Annotated in this window: 21 protein-coding genes and 1 pseudogene; 16 read left to right on the top strand and 6 right to left on the bottom strand. The window is 51.1% G+C overall.

What is annotated here, in order from left to right; all coding sequences use genetic code 11:
* Positions 1-11: 11 nt before the first annotated feature.
* A complete protein-coding gene (gene waaA, locus KMZ15_RS06440) occupies positions 12-1,349 on the top strand; it encodes a lipid IV(A) 3-deoxy-D-manno-octulosonic acid transferase (RefSeq protein ID WP_223691804.1) in 1,338 nt (445 codons plus the stop codon).
* 14 nt (positions 1,350-1,363) lie between these two features.
* Here the strand turns inward: waaA and KMZ15_RS06435 are convergent, their stop codons facing one another.
* The gene (locus tag KMZ15_RS06435; protein WP_223691802.1) at positions 1,364-2,017 is read right to left on the bottom strand and encodes a protein-L-isoaspartate O-methyltransferase; all 654 of its coding nucleotides are present in this window, start codon (positions 2,015-2,017) and stop codon (positions 1,364-1,366) included.
* A gap of 157 nt (positions 2,018-2,174) precedes the next feature.
* Between KMZ15_RS06435 and KMZ15_RS06430 the strand changes: the two genes are divergently transcribed.
* Both KMZ15_RS06430 and KMZ15_RS06425 read left to right on the top strand, forming a co-directional pair.
* Positions 2,175-2,762 (top strand): DUF1439 domain-containing protein, encoded by a 588-nt coding sequence (locus KMZ15_RS06430; protein WP_223691800.1) that lies wholly within the window; start codon positions 2,175-2,177, stop codon positions 2,760-2,762.
* A gap of 248 nt (positions 2,763-3,010) precedes the next feature.
* Positions 3,011-3,844, top strand: coding sequence for an undecaprenyl-diphosphate phosphatase (locus tag KMZ15_RS06425; RefSeq protein WP_223694761.1), 834 nt, complete (start codon positions 3,011-3,013; stop codon positions 3,842-3,844).
* A gap of 40 nt (positions 3,845-3,884) precedes the next feature.
* Here KMZ15_RS06425 and trmB read toward each other — a convergent pair.
* Positions 3,885-4,556, bottom strand: a pseudogene (gene trmB / locus KMZ15_RS06420) (tRNA (guanosine(46)-N7)-methyltransferase TrmB); the annotation flags it as partial.
* A gap of 138 nt (positions 4,557-4,694) precedes the next feature.
* Positions 4,695-4,832, bottom strand: a complete 138-nt coding sequence (locus tag KMZ15_RS06415) for a hypothetical protein (RefSeq protein WP_223691798.1) — start codon at positions 4,830-4,832, stop codon at positions 4,695-4,697.
* A gap of 110 nt (positions 4,833-4,942) precedes the next feature.
* Here KMZ15_RS06415 and KMZ15_RS06410 point away from each other — a divergent pair, with 110 nt between their 5' ends.
* Positions 4,943-6,961: a TonB-dependent copper receptor gene (locus KMZ15_RS06410; protein ID WP_223691796.1), complete on the top strand. Its 2,019-nt coding sequence runs from the start codon at positions 4,943-4,945 to the stop codon at positions 6,959-6,961.
* A 12-nt stretch (positions 6,962-6,973) separates the two neighbouring features.
* On the opposite strand, the gene KMZ15_RS06405 is transcribed toward KMZ15_RS06410, so the two are convergent.
* The 3 genes from KMZ15_RS06405 to ompA form a co-directional block, all read right to left on the bottom strand.
* Positions 6,974-7,663, bottom strand: a complete 690-nt coding sequence (locus KMZ15_RS06405) for an HAD family hydrolase (RefSeq protein WP_223691794.1) — start codon at positions 7,661-7,663, stop codon at positions 6,974-6,976.
* Positions 7,660-8,355, bottom strand: coding sequence for a bifunctional 2-polyprenyl-6-hydroxyphenol methylase/3-demethylubiquinol 3-O-methyltransferase UbiG (ubiG, locus tag KMZ15_RS06400; RefSeq protein WP_223691791.1), 696 nt, complete (start codon positions 8,353-8,355; stop codon positions 7,660-7,662). Before ubiG ends, KMZ15_RS06405 begins: the two co-directional genes overlap by 4 nt.
* Before the next feature lie 69 nt (positions 8,356-8,424).
* Positions 8,425-9,081, bottom strand: a complete 657-nt coding sequence (gene ompA, locus KMZ15_RS06395) for an outer membrane protein OmpA (RefSeq protein ID WP_223691788.1) — start codon at positions 9,079-9,081, stop codon at positions 8,425-8,427.
* A gap of 372 nt (positions 9,082-9,453) precedes the next feature.
* On the opposite strand from ompA, the gene gyrA reads away from it, so the two are divergent.
* From gyrA to rfaE1, 12 genes are all read left to right on the top strand, one after another.
* Positions 9,454-12,117: a DNA gyrase subunit A gene (gene gyrA / locus KMZ15_RS06390; RefSeq protein ID WP_223691786.1), complete on the top strand. Its 2,664-nt coding sequence runs from the start codon at positions 9,454-9,456 to the stop codon at positions 12,115-12,117.
* A 17-nt stretch (positions 12,118-12,134) separates the two neighbouring features.
* A complete protein-coding gene (locus tag KMZ15_RS06385; RefSeq protein ID WP_223691784.1) occupies positions 12,135-12,791 on the top strand; it encodes a DUF2059 domain-containing protein in 657 nt (218 codons plus the stop codon).
* Positions 12,792-13,031: 240 nt separating this feature from the next.
* Positions 13,032-14,135, top strand: coding sequence for a 3-phosphoserine/phosphohydroxythreonine transaminase (serC, locus tag KMZ15_RS06380; RefSeq protein ID WP_223694759.1), 1,104 nt, complete (start codon positions 13,032-13,034; stop codon positions 14,133-14,135).
* A gap of 73 nt (positions 14,136-14,208) precedes the next feature.
* Entirely contained in the window at positions 14,209-15,288 is a 1,080-nt protein-coding gene (gene pheA, locus KMZ15_RS06375) for a prephenate dehydratase (protein WP_223691783.1), read from the top strand.
* Position 15,289: 1 nt separating this feature from the next.
* Positions 15,290-16,648, top strand: a complete 1,359-nt coding sequence (gene aroA / locus KMZ15_RS06370; RefSeq protein ID WP_223691782.1) for a 3-phosphoshikimate 1-carboxyvinyltransferase — start codon at positions 15,290-15,292, stop codon at positions 16,646-16,648.
* Positions 16,645-17,370, top strand: coding sequence for a (d)CMP kinase (gene cmk / locus KMZ15_RS06365; RefSeq protein ID WP_223691781.1), 726 nt, complete (start codon positions 16,645-16,647; stop codon positions 17,368-17,370). The genes aroA and cmk overlap by 4 nt, the downstream gene beginning before the upstream one ends.
* A gap of 136 nt (positions 17,371-17,506) precedes the next feature.
* Positions 17,507-19,222 carry a 30S ribosomal protein S1 gene (gene rpsA, locus KMZ15_RS06360; protein WP_223691774.1) on the top strand — a complete coding sequence of 572 codons (1,716 nt, stop codon included), beginning with the start codon at positions 17,507-17,509 and terminating at the stop codon, positions 19,220-19,222.
* A gap of 6 nt (positions 19,223-19,228) precedes the next feature.
* Positions 19,229-19,549, top strand: a complete 321-nt coding sequence (locus KMZ15_RS06355; RefSeq protein WP_223691772.1) for an integration host factor subunit beta — start codon at positions 19,229-19,231, stop codon at positions 19,547-19,549.
* 208 nt (positions 19,550-19,757) lie between these two features.
* Positions 19,758-20,048 carry a lipopolysaccharide assembly LapA domain-containing protein gene (locus KMZ15_RS06350; protein ID WP_223691770.1) on the top strand — a complete coding sequence of 97 codons (291 nt, stop codon included), beginning with the start codon at positions 19,758-19,760 and terminating at the stop codon, positions 20,046-20,048.
* Between the two features lie 26 nt (positions 20,049-20,074).
* Positions 20,075-21,247, top strand: a complete 1,173-nt coding sequence (lapB, locus tag KMZ15_RS06345; protein WP_223691768.1) for a lipopolysaccharide assembly protein LapB — start codon at positions 20,075-20,077, stop codon at positions 21,245-21,247.
* 67 nt (positions 21,248-21,314) lie between these two features.
* Positions 21,315-22,736 carry a UDP-glucose/GDP-mannose dehydrogenase family protein gene (locus KMZ15_RS06340; RefSeq protein WP_223691766.1) on the top strand — a complete coding sequence of 474 codons (1,422 nt, stop codon included), beginning with the start codon at positions 21,315-21,317 and terminating at the stop codon, positions 22,734-22,736.
* Positions 22,720-23,697, top strand: a complete 978-nt coding sequence (gene rfaE1, locus KMZ15_RS06335; protein WP_223691764.1) for a D-glycero-beta-D-manno-heptose-7-phosphate kinase — start codon at positions 22,720-22,722, stop codon at positions 23,695-23,697. The genes KMZ15_RS06340 and rfaE1 overlap by 17 nt, the downstream gene beginning before the upstream one ends.
* Positions 23,698-23,766: the final 69 nt, after the last annotated feature.

The raw sequence follows: 23,766 nt of genomic DNA, 5'->3' as shown, positions 1-23,766 counted from the left end.
AAATCTCTCTGATGCTACGCCAAATTTATCGTGCTTTATGGTGGCTTGTGGCTCCCGTTGCGGTGCTGCGGCTTTTATGGCGTTCTCGCTGCGAGCCGGGTTACGCCCGGCATATTGGGGAACGTTTTGGTTTTGGGCATTTGCCTGGCTTTTTAAATGATGGTGCGCCTTTGCTCTGGGTGCATGCAGTGTCGGTTGGTGAGACGCGCGCGGCGCAGCCGCTGATCGAGGCTCTTATAGCGGCCTGCCCAGAGGCGCGCATATTGATCACCCATATGACGCCAGGCGGCCGGGCAACGGGTGAGGCGCTGTTTGGCGCGCGCGTATGGCGCTGTTACTTGCCCTACGATATGCCGTTTGCCGTGCGGCGTTTTCTAACACGCTATCGGCCCACGCTTGGGGTGGTGATGGAAACGGAAGTGTGGCCAACGCTGATTGATGAGTGCCGTCGGGCTCGCGTGCCGCTTGCATTAGTGAATGCTCGTATGTCAGTACGTTCATATCGGCGAGCGGCTAAATTCGGGCAGGCCGGGCGTGAAGTTTTTGGTGGTTTTACTCGTGTCTTTGCGCAAAGCCTAGCTGATGCAGAGAGACTCAGTGCGTTAGGCGCCCGCCCTGTAACGGTGCTGGGCAACCTGAAGTTTGATATGGCGCCGCCTGCCGCACTGATCGCCCGCGGCCAAACCTGGCGCTTAGGTTTTGGCTCGCGCCCAGTATGGGTAGCAGCTAGCACGCGCGCTGGCGAGGAAGCACTCATACTAGATGCATTTAAACGTAGCGGGCTGGCTGAAAATGCTGTGTTAATTTTAGTGCCACGCCACCCGCAACGCTTTAACGAGGTGGCGGCATTACTTGCGCGAGAAGGTTGGCGTTTTGCCCGGCGTTCTGCTTGGCATACCCCCCCCTCCGAGACTGCTGAAAATGATTTGTCAAATCAAGAAATAAACCGCGCAAACCAGCCATTGCTTGGGCCTGATATTCAGGTATGGTTGGGCGATTCGATGGGTGAATTGGGGGCGTATTATGCGGCAGCGGATGTGGCTTTTATTGGTGGCAGTTTGTTGCCATTTGGTGGACAGAATTTGATCGAAGCATGTGCTGCTGGGGTGCCGGTCTTAATTGGCGCCCATACCTTTAATTTCGAACAAGCAAGTGCGGATGCAATCATGGCAGGCGCGGCGCGGCGCGTGGCTGACCCGGCCGCGCTTGGTAAAGCATTGCGCACGCTGCTTATAGACTCGAATCTACGCACTACAATGAGTACCGCAGCAGTCGCGTTTGCTGCCCGCCACCGTGGCGCAACGCGCCGTACGGTGGCAGCGCTAATGGCGTTGCTCCACTCAAATTAAAGTCCCACACTATTTCAGAAGCTAAAGCGTGGCGCCTCTATTGCGTTAACTAGAGGAGGGGCCCAAGTTTCAAATAAAACTTCGCTTTGGTATTCGTTTTTATCAACACAGGTAATGAGTTGCGCTTGCATCACCGGTGCGGTGCCAACGAAAGCGCACAGACGGCCTCCTGGCTTGAGTTGCGTGAGTAACGTTGGCGGTAAGACAGGTAGCCCACCAGAGACCACAATGACATCATAGGGTGCTTGCTGTGGCCAACCTTGCGCACCGTCACCCGTGACCACGCTTACCTTCGAGATAGTGTTTTTAAGCAAATTTTCTTGTGCGAGTGCGGCAAGTTCGGCATGGATTTCAATCGTCAATACGTGTTGACTGAGATAGGAGAGTAATGCGGCCATATAACCGCTGCCTGTGCCGATTTCAAGTATGGATTCATGCGGTTTCAGTTGGAGGGCTTGCAAGATCCGCGCTTCGATTTTTGGGGATAACATATGCTGCCCGCAGGGCAGCGGAATTTCAAGATCGGCAAAGGCAATATTTTGGTAGGCGGGCGGTACAAAATTCTCGCGTTTAATGATTTCAAGCAAATTCAGTACATCCTGGTCAGATACATTCCAGGGACGGATCTGCTGTTGAATCATATTGCGACGTGCCTGTTCGAGATTCATAATAAAAGTTGGCTATTTAACGGAGGCCGAAGTATGATGAGAAAAATAGATAAACGCAGTAGAAAAAAACAGCCAAAAAACTGAGCACTGAGCATAAGCAGCGCAAAAGCGGCTGTTAAGCTTATGACAGCGAGTATTGTATCAAACTGATGAAACCATGAGCTATCCTTTTACTACGGCTATGCGTCGTCGCTTGATCTTGGGATCAGTGGGCTTTTTTGTTCTGGCGCTCTTATTTGGCGCCTGTAGCAACTCTATCTTTCCATTTATTTCTGGTCAATATACTTTTTCGGCACGGGAAATCCAGACTGCGGTTGAAAAGAAATTTCCATATGACCAGCAGATCTTACAAATTTTTAAGCTTAAATTTTCCCATCCTCAAATCACTTTGCAGCCAAAGGCAAATCGCCTTGCCATTGCACTAGACGCGCAAATTAGCAGTCCTTTTATTGCGCAGCCAGTGAATGGTCAATTCACTCTCAACAGTGAGCTTTCCTATGATCGTATCAGCCGCTCTGTAGTGCTTAAGCACCCCCAAGTCGAGCATTTACAGTTTGAGGGTATGGCGGATGAATTTGAGCGGCAAATCAACACCGCCGCTGCATTGCTTGCAACGCAATTGTTGGATAATTATCCAATCTACACTTTTAAATCTGATCAATTGTTGTTTGCTAAGATTGCTTATGAACCCGGTACGATCACCGTTGTGCCAGAGGGTGTTCGGGTACAACTGGTCGAGCGTTAAACCATCGCTGTTAAGAGTTCTGTATTTTTGGCATATTCTGCTTCCTCACGCTACCCAAATTCAGCCAATGCCTACTTCTATTTTTCCAGGATCGATTGCCTTGAGTGCGGGTTTGTTGGGCAAGCTAAGCGCCCATATCAACTGTGTCAGGTGCGGCTTAAATAGCGTTTGGGCAGAAGGGCACAGTTGGATCAGGTATCATCTAATGGCTATTAACCTACCCTGGCAAAAAGGAATGTGATTTGAATATTGATTGGATCTTTGCTTTTAAAGCACTACTGCTTGGCATCGTTGAAGGATTGACCGAGTTTTTGCCAGTCTCAAGTACCGGCCATCTGATTGCTGCCGGTAGCCTGCTTAACTTTACCGGTGAGCAAGCCAAAGCATTTTATGTGGTGGTTCAGTTTGGTGCGATTCTCGCGGTCAGTTGGGAATTCCGCCGCAAGATTGTAGAGTTGGCGACCGGTATCGTGAGCCGCCCAAGCGCGCGCCGCTTCACCTTGAATATTATAGTTGCGTGCATACCCGCCGTGGTAGTCGGGCTGACTTTTGATAAACAGATCAAGGCGCTGCTGTTTACGCCGGTGTCAGTTGCGTTAGCGCTGGTGATTGGGGGGCTCGTGATTCTGTGGGCAGAGTGGCGACAATCTAATGGGGGTAAGGTGCCGCGTGTGCAGGCATTAGATGAATTAACGGTAGCAGATGCGCTTAAAGTGGGTCTAGCGCAATGTTTTGCTTTGATTCCAGGGACTTCACGCTCGGGCTCAACGATTATTGGCGGTATGTTATTTGGGCTTGAGCGGCGGATTGCGACGGAATTCTCTTTTTTCCTGGCAATCCCCTTGTTGTTTGGCGCCACCGTATACGAACTGTATAAAATGCGTGCGCTTTTTGATACGGTGGATATAGGCGCTTTTATCCTTGGGTTGGTGGCGGCTTTTGGCAGCGCATTTATTTGTGTGCGCTGGCTGTTGCGCTATATCGCAACTCACGATTTTAGAGTTTTTGCCTGGTATCGGATTGGCTTTGGCTTATTGATTTTACTGACAGCCTATACCGGCGTAATTAAATGGACTGCATGATCATTTGATGCAGTCCAGTCCAAGCGGCACGCTAGCGGGTTTAATCTGCGCGCCGCTGAAAGACCAAATCCCATACGCCGTGCCCGAGTCGCAACCCGCGCTCCTCAAACTTTGTGACTGGGCGATAAGCCGGGCGGGGCGCATAGTCGTTCGCGGTATTTTCGAGTAAAGGCTGGGCGCTGAGTACTTCGAGCATTTGCTCAGCGTAGTTTTGCCAGTCCGTCGCACAATGCAAGTAAGCGCCGGGTTTAAGACGAGAGGCGAGCAGGTCGGCGAAAGGGGCTTGTATCAAACGGCGTTTATGGTGCCGTTTTTTATGCCATGGATCCGGAAAAAAGATATGAATGCCGTCTAAGCTCGCAGGGTTAATCATGCGTTCCATGACTTCGACCGCATCGTGTTGGATGATACGGATATTTTCAAGCTGGTGGTCGTCGACTAACTTTAACAATGCGCCCACTCCGGGCTGATGGACCTCAATACCCAAAAAGTTAGTAGCGGGTAAATGGGCGGCAATCTCCGCCGTCGCGGTTCCCATACCAAAGCCAATTTCCAATACACAGGGTGCGTCCCGTCCGAAAATAGCTGGCCAATCAAGCGCTGTGGCGGTGGGCGGGCAAGGTAAGACAAAGCGTGGTGCAAGAGTGTCAAATGCGCGTTGCTGGGCGTTTGATATACGCCCAGCGCGCGTAACAAAACTGCGCACGCGACGCATGGCTAAATCTGTAGTGCTAAGGTTGGAATCTATCAATTTCTATTCTTGTTAATGTGGTCAAAGGCAAGCGCGCGCTCAGCCTCTGCCTTGTTGCTAAAAAAATGGCTGCGTAATGGTTGCATTTGCACTATTAAACTAACTCAGTAGCGTTCCGACAAAATTGGCAATCGGTGCCGCATGCTTAACCAAAAAGCGTGCAATATCTGTTTCCGCATATTCTAGCAGTTCGATTCCTTTATGCGGTGAGCCAAATACGAAGTAAGCGCCTAGCACCCGCAGTAGCCGATTTAGAGAGAGTTTTCTATGATGGCTCTGAGGCTTGCTGGTTAAGGTTATAGCGAGATCAATGCTATGCTTCGCGTTTTTAATTTTGCAGATTTTTAATGAAGCACTCTCATCGATACACCGCTAGTTTTATTATGGCTTTTGCTACCGCCTTGCCGCTACTGGTCAGCGCACAGCCCGAAGAAAAAATACGCGATGGTTTAACGCATGGGGCAGTAGTGGTGACGGCTGTCCGGCCCACTCTGCCGCTGAAGGTGGTGGCGGACCCTAAGGAATTTAATCAGGCCCCGGTGAGCGATGGCGCGGACTACTTAAAAAAAATTCCTGGGTTTTCGCTGATCCGAAATGGTGGGGCGAATGGGGATCCTGTATTGCGCGGTATGTTTGGTTCGCGTTTAAATATTCTGATAGATGGCAGCACGTTATTGGGTGCATGTGGTAACAGAATGGATGCACCGACTTCTTATCTTGCGCCTGAAAACTATGATGAACTGACGGTCATTAAAGGGCCTCAAACCGTCACCGGAGGTCCAGGCGCTTCAGCTGGTACGATTCGTTTTGATCGCCGCCCACAACGGTTTGATACCGCAGGCATGCGTTTTGATGGCAGTGTGCTAGGTGGGGCATGGGGCCGTAACGAGCAAAGAGCAGATTTAACGGTGGGTACCCCAGAAGGGTATCTGCGGCTGATGGTGAACCAGGCGCATGCAGGTGACTATGAAGATGGCGCTGGTAGGTCCGTGCCATCTGGCTGGGATAAATGGAATACAGATCTAGCGGTAGGATGGACGCCCGCGGACCATACGCGCTTAGAGTTGAGCGCAGGTACGGGTGATGGCGCGGCCCGGTATGCTGGGCGTGGTATGGATGGGGTGCGCTTTAGGCGCAATAGTTTTGGTTTGCGTTTTGAGAAAAGCCATTTAAGTGGTTTATTGGATACGCTGGAAGCACAGATTTATTACAATCAAGCAGACCACGTAATGGATAACTATACATTGCGCCAGGTTCCGCCACAAGGCAAACCCATGGCTTCTGAATTAGAACGCCAGATTGTAGGCGCGCGTTTTGCCGCTACTTTACCGTGGGGCAATGACGTTAAACTGGTGAGCGGTCTGGATGCGCAGATTCATCAACGCCAATCACGTGCTATTAAAGTTGACGAAAGCGTACCATGGGCCAAACAAGTCAGTTTTTCCCAGGTAGGGTTTTTTAACGAACTGACCTGGTATATGACCGAGCAAACGCGCATGGTGAGCGGTGCTCGCCTAGACTGGATACAGACTAAAGATCACCGACAGTTGTCTACCACTGCTAATCAGCAGCGCCATGCCGTTTTGCCCAGTGCATTTATGCGTTATGAACGTGATTTAAAGCGTTTGCCTGCTATGGCGTATATAGGGGTGGGTCACGTTGCGCGTTTTCCTGATTATTGGGAGCTTTTTTCGCCTAAGCTAGGCCCGACTGGCTCGTTTAATGCATTTGACGGTATTCAGCCTGAAAAAACCACCCAGCTTGATTTAGGTGCGCGCTATGCAACGGATCGGCTACAAGTATGGACTTCGGCTTATTTGGGTTATGTGCATAATTTTATTGTGTTTAAAGCACTGAATGCAAAAGCGGGAGACGCACAGGCGACTAATATCAATGGCCGCATGATGGGCGGCGAGTTGGGGGCGAATTGGCAGTTAGCGACGCATTGGCGTGTGGAGAATAGCCTGGCCTATGCTTGGGGTGAAAATACGCGTGATAACAAGCCGCTGCCTCAGATGCCGCCGTTAGAGATGCGTTTTGGGCTGCGTTATGATGATAGTCGTTTATCGGCTGGAGCAATCTGGCGGGTGGTTGCCGCGCAGCATCGATACGCCTTAGAGCAAGGCAATGTGGTTGGCAAGGATTGGGGGCCGAGTGCGGACTTTAGTTTATTGTCAGTGAATGCGGGTTATCGAATCAATAAAACTACTCAGTTGGCCGTGGGTATTGAGAACGTGTTGAACAAGAATTATGCAGAGCATTTAAATCGAGCAGGGAATGCAGGGTTTGGTTATCCGGCGGATAACTCGGTGCCAATCCACGAGCCAGGGCGGATGGTGTGGGCGCGGCTTAGGTTGAAATTTTAAGTGTGTTTATTATCAGGCCGAAGTTTCACTCTTAAACAATAAAGTCCGTAATGCCGCGGGAGAGTCAATAATATAGTCGGCCTGCCATTTTTCAGATGAGTGTTCACTATAACCATAAGCCGCAGCAATGGTTTTCATCCCGGCTGCTCGGCCAGCTTGGATATCGCGTAAATCGTCACCGATATAGGCAATTTGAGTGGGCGTAAGCTGCAGTTGCTGAGCCGCGTATAAAAGCGGCGCTGGGTGTGGCTTAGCGTGAGCTGTCGTGTCTCCGCTGACAACGCAGCTTGCGTGATTCAGGCCCAGCCGTTCTACCAACGGTTGCGTCAAGCGAGCAATTTTGTTCGTCACAATGCCCCAGCGCACGTGATGCGCTGAAAGTTCAGCAAGTAACGCCTCAATACCTGGAAAAAGCACGGTTGCACTGTCAAGATCAGCGGTATAGTTGGCTAAAAATTCTTCAATCATTGCCACGAAATCACGATGTGTTGCATCAATCCCAAACGCGCCGCCGAGCAGCCCGCGCGCACCGGCAGAAGCAAATGGTCGTAATTGTCCAAGCGGTAGCATTGGCATGCCACGTGCATGGCGCATTTTATTGACTGCCGCCGCAAGATTGGGCGCTGTGTCAGCCAGCGTGCCATCAAGGTCAAAAAGGATTGCCCGCTCGGCGCTGGGTGAGATAAATGAGGTATCGCTCATACACGGACACAAGCCAGCATGTAATTGATGCTGGTGTCATTGGAAAGTGTAAAGTGTTGGCTCATTGGAGCATAACTTACGCCTTTAAATGCGTGTAAACGCAACCCAGCAGCACGCGCGTATGAACTTAATTCAGCAGGGCGGATAAACCGTGCGTAGTCGTGGGTGCCGCGCGGCAGCATTTGGGCAATATATTCTGCTGCGATGACTGCAAATAGATAAGATTTCAAACTGCGGTTAAGGGTTGAAAAAAATACCCAGCCGCCAGGCTTAACAAGCTTAGCGCAAGCGCTCACAATGGAGCCAGGATCGGGCACATGCTCTAGCATTTCCATGCAGGTCACCGCATCATAGGCGCCAGGCTCACGCAGGGCGAGGGCTTCGGCTGAAACTTCTTCATACTCTAGCATGACGCCACTGTCGAGACGATGCAATTCAGCGGCGCTCAATGCATCAGAAGCGAGGTCGATGCCTTTGACCTGCGCGCCAAGCTGAGCCATTGATTCAGCCAAAATACCTCCGCCACACCCTACATCTAGGATGCGTTTGTCTCTCAGTTGCGTATAGGAGTTGATCCAATCAAGCCGCAACGGGTTCAGTTGGTGCAGGGGTTTGAATTCAGCCGTAGGGTCCCACCAGCGATGGGCGAGAGCGCTAAATTTTCTGAGTTCGTGTGGATCAGCGTTGATCATCGATTTAATCTGGACCGTAAAAAAAGCCCTGCAGCAGCAGGGCTTTCACATCATGATATGCCGCTTAGCTTAATAAGCAGGCTGATTGGCTGGCGTGGTTGTGCCTACCACTTCAACTTCAACGCGGCGGTTTGGAGCCAAACAGGCAATCAAATCTTTCCGTGTCTTTTGGTGGCAATCGGTGACTACAGGATTGCGCTTGCCTTTAGCTTCGGTGTAAATGCGGTTTTCGTCAATACCTTGACTCGCTAGATATGCTTTCACGGCTTGTGCACGTTTCATCGAAAGCTTATCGTTATAACGGTCATGACCGATTTTATCGGTATAGCCCGTGGCGACGATGACTTCAAGATTCAGCCCTTTGACTTTTTGGGCGAGTGCATCAAGTTCAGTTTGACCACTAGCTTTCAAGATGGCCTTATCAAAGTCAAACAACGTATCGGCTTGATAGGTGACTTTTTGGCTGGTGATTTGTGGCACGATAAGGGGTGTTTCTGTGGCTTGAGCGACAAGAGCGCCATCGCATTTTGGATTGGCCGTCGCGGGCGTCCAAGGCGAACTACGCCAGCATAGCTCATTGGTGCCATTCGTCCACACATATTCTTGGCTGCCGTTGGCCCAGTTGTCGGTGTTTACTTGGGGTGAAAGCTGTACGGATTGCGCCGAAGCGGAGGCAGCCATTACTGCAGCAGCTGCGATGACAGCGAGCTTGGAAAGTGTGTTCATATTTCTCCTCTCGAGTTTGAAGTTACCGCAGGTTTTCTGCGCGTCTGATGATTAGAAAAATGATGCTCGCAGAAGGGCATTGAAAGCAAGCTGAAAATACTCAATAAATTGCATTGCAATGTCTGTTTGCGCAGAGTTATTCTGCCATATCGCATCGCTAAGCCGGTGAACATTTTTTCTAAAGAGGGGTGCGATTCGGTAACTGTGGCAAGCGCGCAACAGCTGAGTCAAGGCAACTGGGCCATGACAGCAAGCTGCGCATGCTAAAATTACGCGTTATTCATCTTTAACTTGGCTCTTGATACAGCCCCTTATCTTTAATGCAATCGCCGCTCGCGCGGTTTTTTGCCATAGAACAAACTAGCCTGATAAATGGATCAATTCGCCAAAGAGACTCTACCCATCTCGCTTGAAGAAGAAATGCGCCGCTCTTACCTCGATTACGCCATGAGTGTGATTGTAGGGCGGGCGCTGCCCAGTGTTTATGATGGTCTTAAGCCCGTACATCGGCGTGTATTGTATTCAATGCACGAGTTAAACAATGACTGGAATCGTGCTTATAAAAAGTCCGCCAGGATTGTTGGGGATGTCATCGGTAAGTACCATCCGCATGGCGATGCCGCGGTCTACGGCACGATTGTGCGGATGGCGCAGGATTTTTCGTTGCGTTATATGCTGATTGACGGTCAGGGTAATTTTGGTTCGGTCGATGGGGATAACCCTGCGGCGATGCGTTATACCGAAATCCGCATGGCTAAAATCGGCCATGAATTGCTGGCTGACCTGGATAAAGAGACGGTCGACTTTGAGCCCAATTATGACGGCAGTGAAAGTGAGCCCGTGGTCTTGCCCGCGCGCATGCCCAATTTGTTGATTAATGGCTCATCCGGCATTGCCGTTGGGATGGCCACGAATATTCCGCCCCATAATTTGAACGAAGTGGTGGATGGTTGCCAGCTTCTGCTGCAAAATCCACAGGCATCGATTGATGACTTAATTGCGGTGATTCCTGCGCCTGATTTTCCGACTGCGGGCATTATTTATGGCATTGCTGGCGTGCGTGATGGCTATCGCACCGGCCGCGGCCGTGTCGTGATGCGGGGTAAAACGCATTTTGAAGAAATCGATCGTGGCCAGCGTAATGCGATCATCATTGACGAGCTGCCGTATCAAGTCAATAAACGAATGTTGCTTGAGCGCATTGCCGAGCTGGTGCACGAAAAACGCATTGAAGGTATTTCCGATATCCGCGATGAGTCGGATAAGAGCGGGATGCGCGCGGTCATTGAGCTCAAGCGCGGCGAAGTGCCAGAGGTGATACTGAATAACCTCTACAAAAATACCCAACTGCAAGACACCTTTGGCATGAATATGGTCGCTTTGGTCGATGGCCAGCCAAAGCTCCTTAATCTAAAGGAGATGCTGCAGTGTTTCTTAGCACACCGGCGTGAGGTAATTACGCGCCGCACGGTGTATGAATTGCGCCGGGCGCGTGAGCGCGGGCATGTCTTGGAAGGACTGGCGGTTGCCTTAGCGAATATCGATGAGTTTATTGCCATCATCAAGGCGGCCCCTTCACCACCGAGCGCGCGGCAAGAGTTAATGGGGCGTGTGTGGGATTCGCCGCTCGTGCGTGACATGTTGCTGCGAGCTGGGGGCGATACGCCGGGCGGTGGCGCCGCGTATCGGCCAGAAAGCTTAAACCCAAGCTTTGGGATGCAGCCTGACGGCCGCTATAAATTATCGGATGTGCAAGCGCAAGAAATTCTGCAAATGCGCTTGCAGAGGCTGACCGGACTCGAGCAAGATAAGATTTTGGCGGAATATCGCGAGATGATGAAGCAAATTTCCGATCTGCTTGATATTTTGGCGAAACCGGAGCGTCTTCGCACCATTATTAGTGACGAGCTGACAGCCATTAAAAAAGAGTTTGGCGATGCGCGTCGCTCATATATTGAATTCAATGCAACTGAGCTCAATACAGAAGATTTAATTACGCCGCAAGACATGGTCGTGACGCTGTCGCATGGCGGCTATGTAAAGGCGCAGCCTTTATCCGAATATGGCGCGCAAAAGCGTGGCGGGCGTGGTAAGCAAGCAACTTCGATGAAGGAAGACGATTGGATTGAAACCTTGTTTATTGCGAATACGCACGATTACATTCTGTGCTTTTCCAATCATGGCCGTGTGTATTGGGTTAAGGTCTATGAAGTGCCGCAAGGTTCGCGCAATGCGCGGGGGCGGCCAATCGTTAATATGTTTCCATTGAATGAGGGTGAAAGGATCACGGTCGTGCTGTCGGTGAAGGAATTCTCTCCTGAGCGTTATGTCTTCATGGCAACCTCGCTTGGCACGGTCAAGAAAACACCGCTTGAAGCCTTTAGCCGCCCCCTCAAAAAAGGGATTATTGCGGTCAATCTGGATGAAGGCGATTATCTAATTGGCGCGGCGATTACCGATGGTGAGCACGATGTCATGCTCTTTTCAGATAGCGGCAAGGCAGTGCGCTTTAGCGAAAATGATGTGCGGCCGATGGGGCGTGGTACCCGTGGTGTGCGTGGTATGCGGCTAGAAGAAGGGCAGCAGGTCATCGCCTTGCTGGTGGCGGAGAATGAGCGGCAGTCGGTGTTGACAGCCACTGAAAATGGCTTCGGCAAACGTACCCCAATTGCTGAATATACTCGTCATGGGCGCGGTACCAAAGGGATGATTGCGATTCAAACTAGCGAGCGTAACGGTAAAGTGGTGGCGGCAATATTAGTTGAGCCGGAAAGCGAAATTATGCTGATTACAACGGCGGGGGTATTGATCCGTACGCGTGTTGCCGGCATACGAGAAATGGGCCGCGCCACACAAGGTGTTACACTCATTACCCTGGACAAAGGAACCACGTTATCGGGACTGCAACAGGTAGCTGAAACCGAGACAGAGGTCGACGTTAATGCCGAGACAGAGGTCGACGCTAACACCGAGTCAGAGGTCGATGCTAATACCGAGACCAACCCTGAGGCAGGTTCTAGCCTTGAAAACGATTGATTTTTATGGAGCAATCAATGCAAATAAAGTTTAAGTCATGGATGTTGCTAGCCCCTTGGTTTTTGTTGGCGCCAGCTTTTTCTATTGCTCAGCCGCTGACGCTGCAAGGTGAGGCGCTTTCCGCCGCTCCTGCCGCAGCCCCGCTTGATCCGGCTCAGCAGGCGGCCATTAAAGATTTGCTAGAGGCTATCGACGCGGATAAGCATGCTACGGCAATTGGTAACAGCGCTCAGATGCAAATGAAACAATTAGTGCCGGCTATTTTGTCCGATGCATTGTCGGAGAATAAAAAGCTCACTGATGCACAAAAGCGCGCAGCTGTGCCACAGTTGCGGCAAAGCGCATTAGCTAAACTTGCTGAGCAAGCCGGCCAATTGTTTACAACGCCGCAATTTCATCAGGATGCGCTGCAAGCACAGCGCGATGCTTATGCGAAGTATTACACCGCCGGTGAAATTAAAGATTTAACTAAATTCTATAAAAGTAAAGCAGGCATTAAGTTTCTGCAAGTGCAAGACCAAGTTGGTGGTTATGTGCTCAACAGCTTAATGCAAAAGTACATGCCGCCGTCGATCCAAGCGGCGCGCGAGCAGGCTGATAAAGAAGTTGCATTGGTCGCTAAGTCACGGACTTCTAAAAAACCTGCAAGCAAGGCGAATAGCACGGCCAAGTAACGCGGTTGATGAGTTTTTAAAAAGAATGGCCGTTTTGCATACCCGTGCAAAACGGCCATAATTATTTAATTTAGGTCCTAAAGCGGGCTTGTTTTTGCCTTCTGATTTCCTCGGTGGCACAAGAACAGATAACAGTCATGCGGTTTTAAATGACGCAGGATGAGGTTGCGTTATGTGGCTCGACAATCCTATCGACAAAAAACGATTGTCCTGAAACGCCCTTGAATACGAGTGATGCAGATGCGCCCATTTAATTTTGCTGCCGGTCCGGCGGCCCTACCCGTTGAAGTACTTCAGCAAGCCGCCGATGAGATGTTGGATTGGCAAGGCACAGGCACGAGTGTGATGGAAATGAGTCACCGTAGCCGTGAATTTGAATCAATTCATCAAACTGCATTGGCTGATCTGGCTGAATTACTGATGCTGCCGGCAAATTACCGCCTGCTTTTTTTGCAAGGCGGAGCGCTTGCCGAAAATGCCTTGGTCCCATTAAATCTGCTGGGCGCGCGCACAGCGGCGGACTATGTGGTGACGGGTACATGGTCGCGTAAATCGCAATTGGAAGCAAGCCGTTACTGCGCAGCGCATATTGCTGCGACGAATGAAACAAGCAGACTCAATTCCCCGCAAAATAGAGAGCGGCTTGGTATTCCTGCGTTTACTGACTGGCATTTGTCTGCTGATCCGGCTTATGTCCATATCTGCACCAATGAGACCGTGAATGGCGTTGAGTTTTTTGAGATCCCGGATTTAGGCGAGGTGCCGCTGGTGGCGGATGCTTCATCGCATCTATTATCGCGCCCGTTGGACATCACCCAATATGGCGTAATTTATGGGGGCGCGCAGAAAAACATAGGCATGGCCGGCGTTACTTTAGTGATTGTACGTGAAGATTTATTGGATCGGGCACTGCCGATTTGTCCTTCGGCGTTTGAATGGAAGACCGTTGCCGCGCATAATTCAATGTATAACACGCCGCCTACTTATGCTATTTATATCGCGGGTCTTGTATTCAAATGGCTTAAACGGCAAGGTGGGCTCGCGGCGATAGAGGCGCGCAATATTGAGAAAGCGCAACTGCTCTATCAAACGATTGACGCCAGCGACTTTTATATTAACCGGGTCGAGCCGGCAGTCAGGTCGCGCATGAATGTCCCATTTTATCTTGCGGATGAAACACGCAACGATGATTTTTTGGCGGGCGCGCGCGCCTGCGGCCTGCTGCACTTAAAAGGACATGCTTCGGTTGGCGGCATGCGCGCCTCAATTTATAATGCAGTCCCGCTCGCAGCAGTGCGGGCGCTGGTTGATTATATGCAAGCCTTTGAGCAACGCCACGCTTAGGAGGGTTAGCCAACGGATGTCAACCGAATCCATACCCTGCCTTTTCTCTTGCCGTTTAATATTTTGATATAGCATGGATGATGAACAGCCGGCTTTGCAGCCTCTACGAGATAGTATCGATTTGATCGATGGGCAGCTGCTCACGTTATTAAACCAACGTGCGGCGCTGGCACTTGAAGTCGGTGAAATCAAGAAGCATTTTAAGACGCCGGTATTTCGCCCTGAGCGTGAATTGTCGGTACTCACGCGTTTGCAAGCGCTCAACCAAGGGCCATTGCAGGCTAAGCACATCGCTGTGATTTGGCGAGAAATCATGGCGGCCAGCCGAGCTCTTGAAAAGCCGTTCACGGCGGCTTTTCTCGGGCCGGTTGGCACGTATAGTGAAGAGGCTCTGCATAAATATAGTAGCTCTGCGGTAGAGGGCTTGCCTTGTCTGTCGATCGATGAAGTCTTTCGAGCAGTGGAAGCGGGCGCGGCCAATATTGGTATCGTTCCGGTTGAAAATTCAACTGAAGGTGCAGTCTCGCGCACGCTTGATTTGCTGTTACATTCTCCGCTGGCGCTCACTGGCGAAGTGGTCTTGCCAATCCAGCATAGCCTATTAACGCGCACGGGTACGTTGGCTGGCGTCTCGCGTGTGTGCGCCCATGCACAAGCACTGGCGCAATGCCAGCATTGGCTGACGATGCATGCGCCGCAGCTCGAGCGGCAAGCCGTGGCTAGCAATGCTGCTGCTGCTCAATTGGCGGCGGCTGATGCGAGCGTGGCGGCGATTGCGAGCGAACGGGCCGCTACCCATTATAATTTAGTGACCGTGCAGGCGATGATGCAAGACGATCCGCATAACCGTACTCGCTTTGTGGTGATTGGTGGGCGCTCGAGTACGCCCAGTGGTTGTGATCAAACTTCACTGATCTTAGCCGTGAAAAATGTAGCGGGGGCGGTGTGTCGGATGCTCGAACCCTTGGCGCGTCATGGCGTTTCGATGACGCGTTTCGAGTCGCGGCCAGCCAAAAGCGGCGCTTGGGAATATTATTTTTATATCGACCTTGAAGGACATTATGCCGATGCCCCGTTAGCGGCCGCGTTTGCAGAATTAGAGCAAGGCGCAGCCTTTATTAAAATCCTCGGTTCTTACCCACGGGCGCATTGATATGCATCTTGATTTAGGACCGTATACCCAGGCAAGGGGTACGGTGCAGTTACCGGGCTCAAAAAGCATCTCGAACCGCGTGCTTTTGCTAGCGGCGCTGGCACATGGAAAAACGCTCATCACTAATTTGTTAGAGGCGGATGATACGCGCGTGATGTTAGAGGCGTTAGCTACGCTTGGCGTGCATTGTCTGCGGCAAGATCAGGGTTATGCCGTGGCTGGAGTTGGGGGTGTTTTCCCGCTCAGAAAAGCGCAGCTTTTTCTTGGCAATGCCGGTACGGCGGTGCGTTTGTTAAGTGCCGCGCTCGCTCTGCAGGCGGGGGAGAGCGACAGCGCCTATCAGATTTCAGGTGTACCGCGGATGCATGAAAGACCCATCGGGGATTTAGTCGATAGTTTGCGTGTGCTAGGTGCATCGATTGAGTATTCAGGGCGCGAAGGTTTTCCGCCGCTGATGATCGGACCTATGCAAAAGAGGCATGAGGCCGTGGCAGGCAAAGCAGATCCGGCCACTTCTATCATCGCGCCTCATCAGCAACTCGCGGTGCGGGGCGATGTCTCGAGTCAGTTCTTGAGTGCGGTGTTGATGGCGCTACCATTGCTGCCGGCGGCGCAACGCAGCGTCATTATTAAAGTTGATGGAGAATTGATTTCAAAGCCCTATATTGACCTGACGATCAGTTTGATGGCGCGCTTTGGCGTGCAAGTAGAACGTGAGGGCTGGCAGCGTTTCACTCTAGCCGCAGGTTCATCTTATCAAGCGCCAGGCCAGATCGCAGTTGAGGGCGATGCCTCATCGGCCTCTTATTTTCTGGCCGCCGGTGCCATCGGCGGGGGGCCGCTGCGAGTAACCGGGGTTGGGGCCGAGAGTATCCAGGGCGATATTGGCTTTGCCAATGTGTTGACCGAGATGGGTGCTAACGTCATGATGGGGCCTGACTGGATTGAAGTCAGTGGTGTTACCAATAGCCCGCGCCGGCTCAAGGCAATTGATATGGATTTTAATTTAATCCCTGATGCTGCCATGACAGTTGCTGTGCTCGCGCTTTTTGCCGAAGGCACGAGCACTTTGCGCAATATCGCCAGTTGGCGCGTGAAAGAGACGGATCGGCTAGCCGCGATGGCGACAGAGCTGCGTAAATTAGGCGCCACAGTTGACGCCGGAGCCGATTTTTTGCGGATTACTCCACCCGCCACGCTCACCGCCGGGGCCGAGATTAATACGTATGATGATCACCGCATGGCAATGTGCTTTTCGCTCGTGAGTTTGGCTGGGGTGCCGATTAAAATTAACGATCCCAACTGTGTTGCAAAAACATTTCCTGATTATTTTGAGCGCTTTGGCGCAGTCGTACGATGACAACAGTTAGAGAACACGCAAAACAGCATACAAAACTGCATGTGCCAGTGATTGCGATTGATGGGCCAACGGCCTCTGGTAAAGGGACGGTTGCGCAGCGGGTGGCCACGCGTTTGGGATTTGATTACCTGGATAGCGGCGCATTGTACCGCCTGCTTGCGTTGGCGAGCGTGCGGCGCCAGCTTGCGGTAGAGGATGTTGCGGCCCTCACTGTATTAGCCCGCGAGCTGCATGTCGTCTTTAGAGAGGGCTATGTCAAGTTGGATGGCGCTAACGTATCTGATGAAATCCGCGCGGAAGCGATTGGCAATCGAGCCTCTGAAATTGCCACGCATGCGTCGGTAAGGCAGGCGCTGATTGCCCGCCAGCGAGCATTTCGCACATTACCGGGCCTAGTGGCCGATGGTCGGGATATGGGTACGGTGATTTTTCCAGACGCGAATTTGAAGATTTTTTTAACGGCCAGCGTTGAGGCGCGCGCGCAAAGGCGTTATAAACAATTGATAGAAAAAGGTTTTCCTGCTAGTATAGAAACCCTCTCGCAAGATTTAGCTCAGCGCGATGCACGTGATATTCAGCGTGTGAACGCGCCGCTTAAGCCTGCTGAAGATGCAAGAGTGCTCGATACCTCTCGTCTTTGCGCTGATCAAGTGACTGACAAGATACTCGAGTGGTTTGCTGCATTATCGGTCCCCGTGTTTCACGCCCATATCCATGTATAGGCGGGTCCATAGGTACGGTCATGCTTAGGTTGGCTGCTGTTATGAAGACAGTGGCTTGATAATTAACCCTTAACCCCGTGCACAATTTTGCGTTAAGCAATTCTCAACATAGTGCGCGTAGTACACCTTTAAATTTATGTCCGATTTGCAAACCTCAACCTCTGCTCCTCCCACCGAATCCTTCGCTGCGCTGTTTGCTGAATCACTTACCCGCCAGGATATGCGTGCGGGCGAAGTGATTTCTGCCGAAGTGGTACGTTTTGACCACAATTTTGTGGTTGTCAATGCAGGCCTCAAATCCGAAGCGTATATAGCGCTCGAAGAATTTCTGAATGATCACGGCGAGCTTGAGGCGCAAGTGGGTGATTTTGTTTCCGTCGCCATCGATGCGCTGGAAAATGGTTATGGCGACACCGTTTTGTCGCGTGATAAAGCTAAACGTCTGGCTTCTTGGCTGTCGCTTGAAAAAGCCCTGGACGATAGCGCGCTGGTCACCGGCACGATCACCGGCAAAGTTAAGGGTGGTCTGACCGTCATGGTCAACGGCATCCGTGCTTTCTTGCCGGGCTCATTAATTGATACCCGTCCAGTTAAAGACACAACGCCTTATGAAGGGACGACAACTGAATTCCGCGTGATTAAATTAGATCGCAAGCGCAATAACGTGGTTCTATCACGCCGTGCTGTGATCGAAGCTTCGCAAGGTGAAGAGCGCGCGAAGCTGCTTGAAACCTTACAAGAAGGCGCAGTGGTTGAAGGTGTGGTTAAAAATATTACGGATTACGGTGCATTCGTTGATCTGGGCGGCATTGACGGTCTATTGCATATTACTGATATCGCATGGCGTCGTGTGCGTCATCCGAGCGAGGCACTGACAGTGGGTAAAACTATCACTGCCAAGATTCTCAAATTCGACCAAGAAAAGAACCGCGTTTCGCTGGGTGTTAAACAACTGGGTGGCGATCCATGGGAAGGTATTGCACGCCGTTACCCATCTAGCACACGTTTATTTGGTAAAGTGACCAACATTACCGACTATGGCGCATTTGTTGAAGTTGAGTCTGGGATTGAAGGCTTGGTGCATGTGTCCGAAATGGATTGGACCAATAAGAACGTTGCCCCGGGCAAAGCTGTACAGCTGGGTGATGAGGTTGAAGTGATGGTGCTTGAAATTGATGAAGAGCGTCGTCGGATTAGCCTTGGTATGAAACAGTGCAAACCTAATCCATGGGATGACTTTAGCCGCAACTACAAAAAAGGCGACAAGCTTTCAGGTGCGATTAAATCTATTACTGATTTCGGTGTCTTTATTGGTTTGCCTGGCGCGATCGACGGCTTGGTGCACTTGTCTGACCTATCCTGGAACGAGTCGGCTGAAGAGGCTGTGCGCAAATTCAAGAAAGGTGATGAAGTTGAAGCGATTGTCTTGGGCATTGACGTTGAGAAAGAGCGTATTTCACTCGGTATCAAGCAGCTTGAAGGCGACCCATTCAATAACTATACTGCCATGAACGACAAAGGTTCGATTGTGCAAGGTACAGTTAAATCGGTTGATGCCAAAGGCGCTATTGTGACGCTTGCAATCGAGGTTGAAGCTTACTTGCGCGCATCTGAACTCGGCCGTGAGCGCGTTGAAGATGCCCGCACTGCCCTTAAAGAAGGCGACGCTGTCGATGCGATGATCATCAATATTGACCGTAAAACGCGTAGCATTAATCTGTCTGTTAAGGCGAAAGAGGCCGGTATACAGCCAGACGTAAACCAAAACCAACGCGACAATAGCTCGGCAGCAAGCGGTACGACCAATCTTGGTGCACTGCTTAAAGCCAAGCTGGATAGTCAAAATCAGTAAACGAGCATGACCAGATCTGAATTGGTCGCTCAGTTGGCTACGCGCTTTCCGCTGCTTGTGCTTAAAGACACAAGTCTTGCGGTAAGCGCGGTGCTCGATGCGATGTCTGGAGCGCTCGCTCAAGGCCATCGTATCGAGATTCGTGGTTTTGGTAGTTTTTCTGTGAATTGTCGTCGCCCAAGAGTTGGCCGTAACCCAAAGTCAGGCGAACAAGTGCTCGTGCAAGAGAAATATGTGCCGCACTTTAAACCAGGTAAAGCGTTGCGTGAGCAAGTTGATCGCCGGGCTGGCAGCACTCCCCTCCGATTCGATTTTCCTATCGAATAATCAATTTTTAATTTCAATTAGTAAAATCAATAATTATCCTCATAGCGCGTGAACATATCTTCATGATAGCTACAGTGACTGGCAATATTGAGCTTTGCTGTCCTCCAGACGGTAGCCGCTTCGTTTATAATACGTTTCTGCTACCCGCGCTGATGGGCGATTAAAGCCTGTCTGTTTTCATAACCGAAGCATTCATGAGCTGATTCGCATGCGCTTTCTAGTCTGGCTGGTTCGCCTTCTTGTTTTTGCAGTGTTGTTATTATTAGCCCTGGCTAATACGCAAAGCGTAACACTGAATGTCTTCGCGGGTTACAGCTGGCAGGCGCCGTTGATTATTATCGGCTTTGCTTTTTTTGTCGTGGGTATATTGGCAGGGTTACTTTTTACTCTTCCTACAAATTTTCAGCGGCAGTTTCAAATTGGGCGTCTTAAGCGCGAACTCAAGCGTGCGCGCGAGCTATCGATGGCACGCGATGAATTGCCGCCGCCGCTGATCTAATAACAAAAGTAAGTAAGAGTTGACGCATGGATCTTGATTTCTGGTGGCTACTGGTTATTCCGTTGATTTTCGGTTTGGGCTGGATGGCAGCGCGTTTTGATCTCAAACATTTGCTGGCAGAAGGCACAAACCTGCCGCGCTCTTATTTTCGTGGCCTTAATTTTCTGCTGAGTGAGCAACATGATAAAGCAATTGATGCTTTTATTGAGGTTGCCAAACTCGATCCAGAAACTACCGAACTCCATTTCGCGCTAGGTAATTTATTTCGCCGCCGGGGTGAAACCGAGCGCGCCATCCGCGTCCATCAAAACTTACTCAATCGCACTGATTTGCCAGTAGTGGAAAGAGATCATGCGCTGTATGAATTGGGCCAAGATTTTTTGAAGGCGGGCCTTTTCGATCGCGCCGAAACTGCATTCGAGCAGTTGGCAGCAGGAATATATGCCAGCGAAGCGCAGCGTAGCTTATTAACGATTTATAGTATTCAAAAAGATTGGCAGCGGGCGATTGCGATTGCCGAGCGACTCGAAGTGCTGGGCGTACAGTCTTGCCGCCAACAGATCGCACAGTTTTATTGTGAGCTGGCTGAAGAGGCGTTGCAGCGTAAACAGCTCGAGCAGGCGCGTAGTGAACTTGAGCGCTCGCTGGTGGCTCATCCGGCCAATGCGCGCGCCATGATTTTACAGGGTCAAGTTGAACTCGCGTTGGGCAACCTAACCGCGGCGATTGACGCCTGGATGCAGATTGAGAAAGAGAACGCGACGTATTTACCCCTGGTCGCTGAAAAGCTGATGAGCGCTCATGAGAAACTGGGCCTGGCGGAACAAGGCAGTCGCTTATTGATTGACTATCTTGAGCGTCATGCATCGCATGATTTATTGGATCTTGCTTACCCGTATATTGCTGCGCATCAAGGGGTTGAGGCCGCCCATGCACTGGCGCGCGCGCAAATGCAAAAAGCGCCAAACCTAACGGGCATGATTAGATTGCTTGAGGCGCAACTTGCCAACGCGGAAATGGAGCGTCGTAGCGAGCTTGAGTTAATGCGCAGGCTATTAATTCAGCGCACAAAAAATTTGCCGCGTTATATCTGCCGGGATTGTGGTTTTCGCGCCCGGTTTTTTTATTGGCAATGCCCAGGCTGCCGCGGTTGGGAAACCTACGCGTCATGCCGTACAGAACCTATGGCACATAGCTAGGTTAGGATTTAAACCTGCAGCCGACTGTATTCACTCTATTGAATTTTATCAAATTAAATAAAAACGCATGAAAATTACTATTATCGGCACGGGCTATGTTGGCCTTGTCACCGGAGCTTGTTTGGCGGAGACGGGTAATCACGTATTTTGCATTGATGTCGCGGCGCATAAGATTGACCTGCTGAATAATGGTGGCGTTCCTATTTACGAGCCAGGGTTGCGAGAAATGATTGCGCGCAATCGGGCGGCTGGGCGGATTCAATTTTCGACTGATCTGGCGGCAGGGGCGGAGCACGGAGACATCTTATTTATTGCAGTGGGTACGCCGCCAGACGAAGACGGTTCGGCTGATCTGCAATATGTGCTAGCCGCAGCTCGCAATATTGGCCAGCACATGAATGGCTTTAAGGTCATTGTGAACAAATCGACGGTGCCAGTTGGCACGGCGCAGCGTGTCCAGCACGCTATTGCCGCTGAGCTAGCAGAGCGCGCGGTAGAGCATCCGTTTTCAGTCGTGTCAAATCCTGAATTCTTGAAAGAAGGGGCCGCGCTTGATGATTTTATGCGGCCGGACCGGATTGTACTCGGTTGCGAGAATGATCAAAATGGCATGCGCGCAGCTGACATGATGAAAAGCCTATATGCGCCCTTTAACCGCGATCATGAATGCTTGCTGCAAATGGACGTACGCTCGGCCGAAATGACCAAATATGCGGCCAATGCAATGTTGGCCACTCGTATTTCTTTTATGAACGAACTGGCTAATTTGGCTGAGTGCATTGGTGTTGATATTGATGCGGTGCGCCGCGGTATCGGTGCCGACCCGCGGATTGGCAATCATTTTCTGTATCCGGGCTGCGGCTATGGCGGCTCTTGCTTTCCAAAAGATGTACAAGCTTTGATTCGTACCGCTAGCGAACATGATCAGCCTTTACATATCCTGTCTGCGGTTGAAGCAGTCAATGATGCGCAAAAGCAGGTGCTAGCGCAGAAAATTGTCGCCCGCTTGGGCGCAGATTTATCCGCTTTTCGGTTTGCCGTTTGGGGGCTTGCGTTCAAGCCTGACACCGATGATATGCGCGAAGCCCCAAGTCGAGTCTTGATTGCTGCCTTATTGGCGCGTGGCGCTACGGTGGTGGCTTACGATCCGGTTGCCATGGACGAAGCCAAGCGCGTTTTTGCGCTTGATTTGCAAGCTGAGCCGACCGCATCTGCACGTTTGTCATTTGCGGCTGAACCCATGCAGGCTGTCGAGGGCGCGGATGCGCTGGTGGTGGTGACAGAATGGGATGCATTCAAGAGCCCTGATTTCCAGCTGTTATGCGCGCAACTGAAAACGCCGTTGATTTTTGATGGCCGTAATTTATATGAGCCTGCTGCGATGGGTGCGCTAGAGATTGAATATCATGCAATCGGGCGTACTGATGAGTCACTTAACTTACCTGCTACCTGTGCCGCTCAAGGAGATCTATATGGTGGCTGTAGATAAGGCATTGCCTGTGCAAATTGACCACCGCGCGCCGGTGTTACGAGAACACTTAGTCCCAGCACGCGTGTTAGTGGTGGGGGATGTGATGCTCGATCGTTATTGGTTTGGCGATACAACCCGCATCTCGCCTGAGGCGCCGGTGCCGGTAGTTCATGTACAGCATTGTGAGGAACGCTTGGGTGGGGCGGCCAACGTTGCGCGCAATATTGCGGCGCTTGGCGCACAAGCCAACCTGATTGGTATGATTGGTGATGATGAAGCGGGCCGCCAGCTGCTTAAGTTACTTGCTGAAAGTGGTGTCGGTGCTTACCTTGAGCAGGATGACGCACGACTGACTACAGTGAAACTACGCGTTGTGTCGCGCCAGCAGCAATTATTACGCGTTGATTTTGAAAAGAAATTAACCCATGAAGCGCCACCAGCTGGGTTGACGGGCTTTAAATCATTGCTTGCTACGCAAGATGTAGTATTACTGTCTGATTATGGCAAAGGGTACTTAACGGCCCACGTGGCAGAGATGATTGCCGCCGCGCGTGCTGCTGGCAAGCCGGTATTGGTGGATCCAAAAGGCGACGATTGGACGCCTTATCGCGGGGCCAGTTTGATCACACCAAATCGCACCGAATTGTGCGCAGTGACGGGCAGTTGGCAGTCGGAAGAGGATCTTAAACAACGCGTTAAGCAGTTGCGCCTAGCGCTGGATATTGACGCTTTATTGCTCACGCGCTCAGAAGAAGGCATGACGCTTTATTATGCTGACAGCGCACTTCATATTAATACGGTAGCCCGTGAAGTCTATGATGTAGCCGGCGCGGGAGATACCGTGATCGCTACCTTGGCGGCGCTGCTAGCCGCGGGTGTGCCGCTGGTTGATGCGGTCATCCATGCGAATCGAGCGGCCGGCATTGTCGTTGGCAAGCTCGGTACCGCGGCTGTAAAATACGATGAACTTTTTTCATAAAAAAGCAAATCAAGTTTGATGCCACGTAGATGAACAGATACCGTCACTACGATGAGCTTAAACTAATCT

It is taken from the genome of Mycoavidus sp. HKI, from assembly GCF_020023735.2.
In the GTDB taxonomy this organism is placed as follows: Bacteria; Pseudomonadota; Gammaproteobacteria; order Burkholderiales; family Burkholderiaceae; genus Mycoavidus.
The sequence above is the reverse complement of the archived record's forward strand: the minus strand, read 5'-3'. Positions and strand labels throughout refer to the sequence as shown.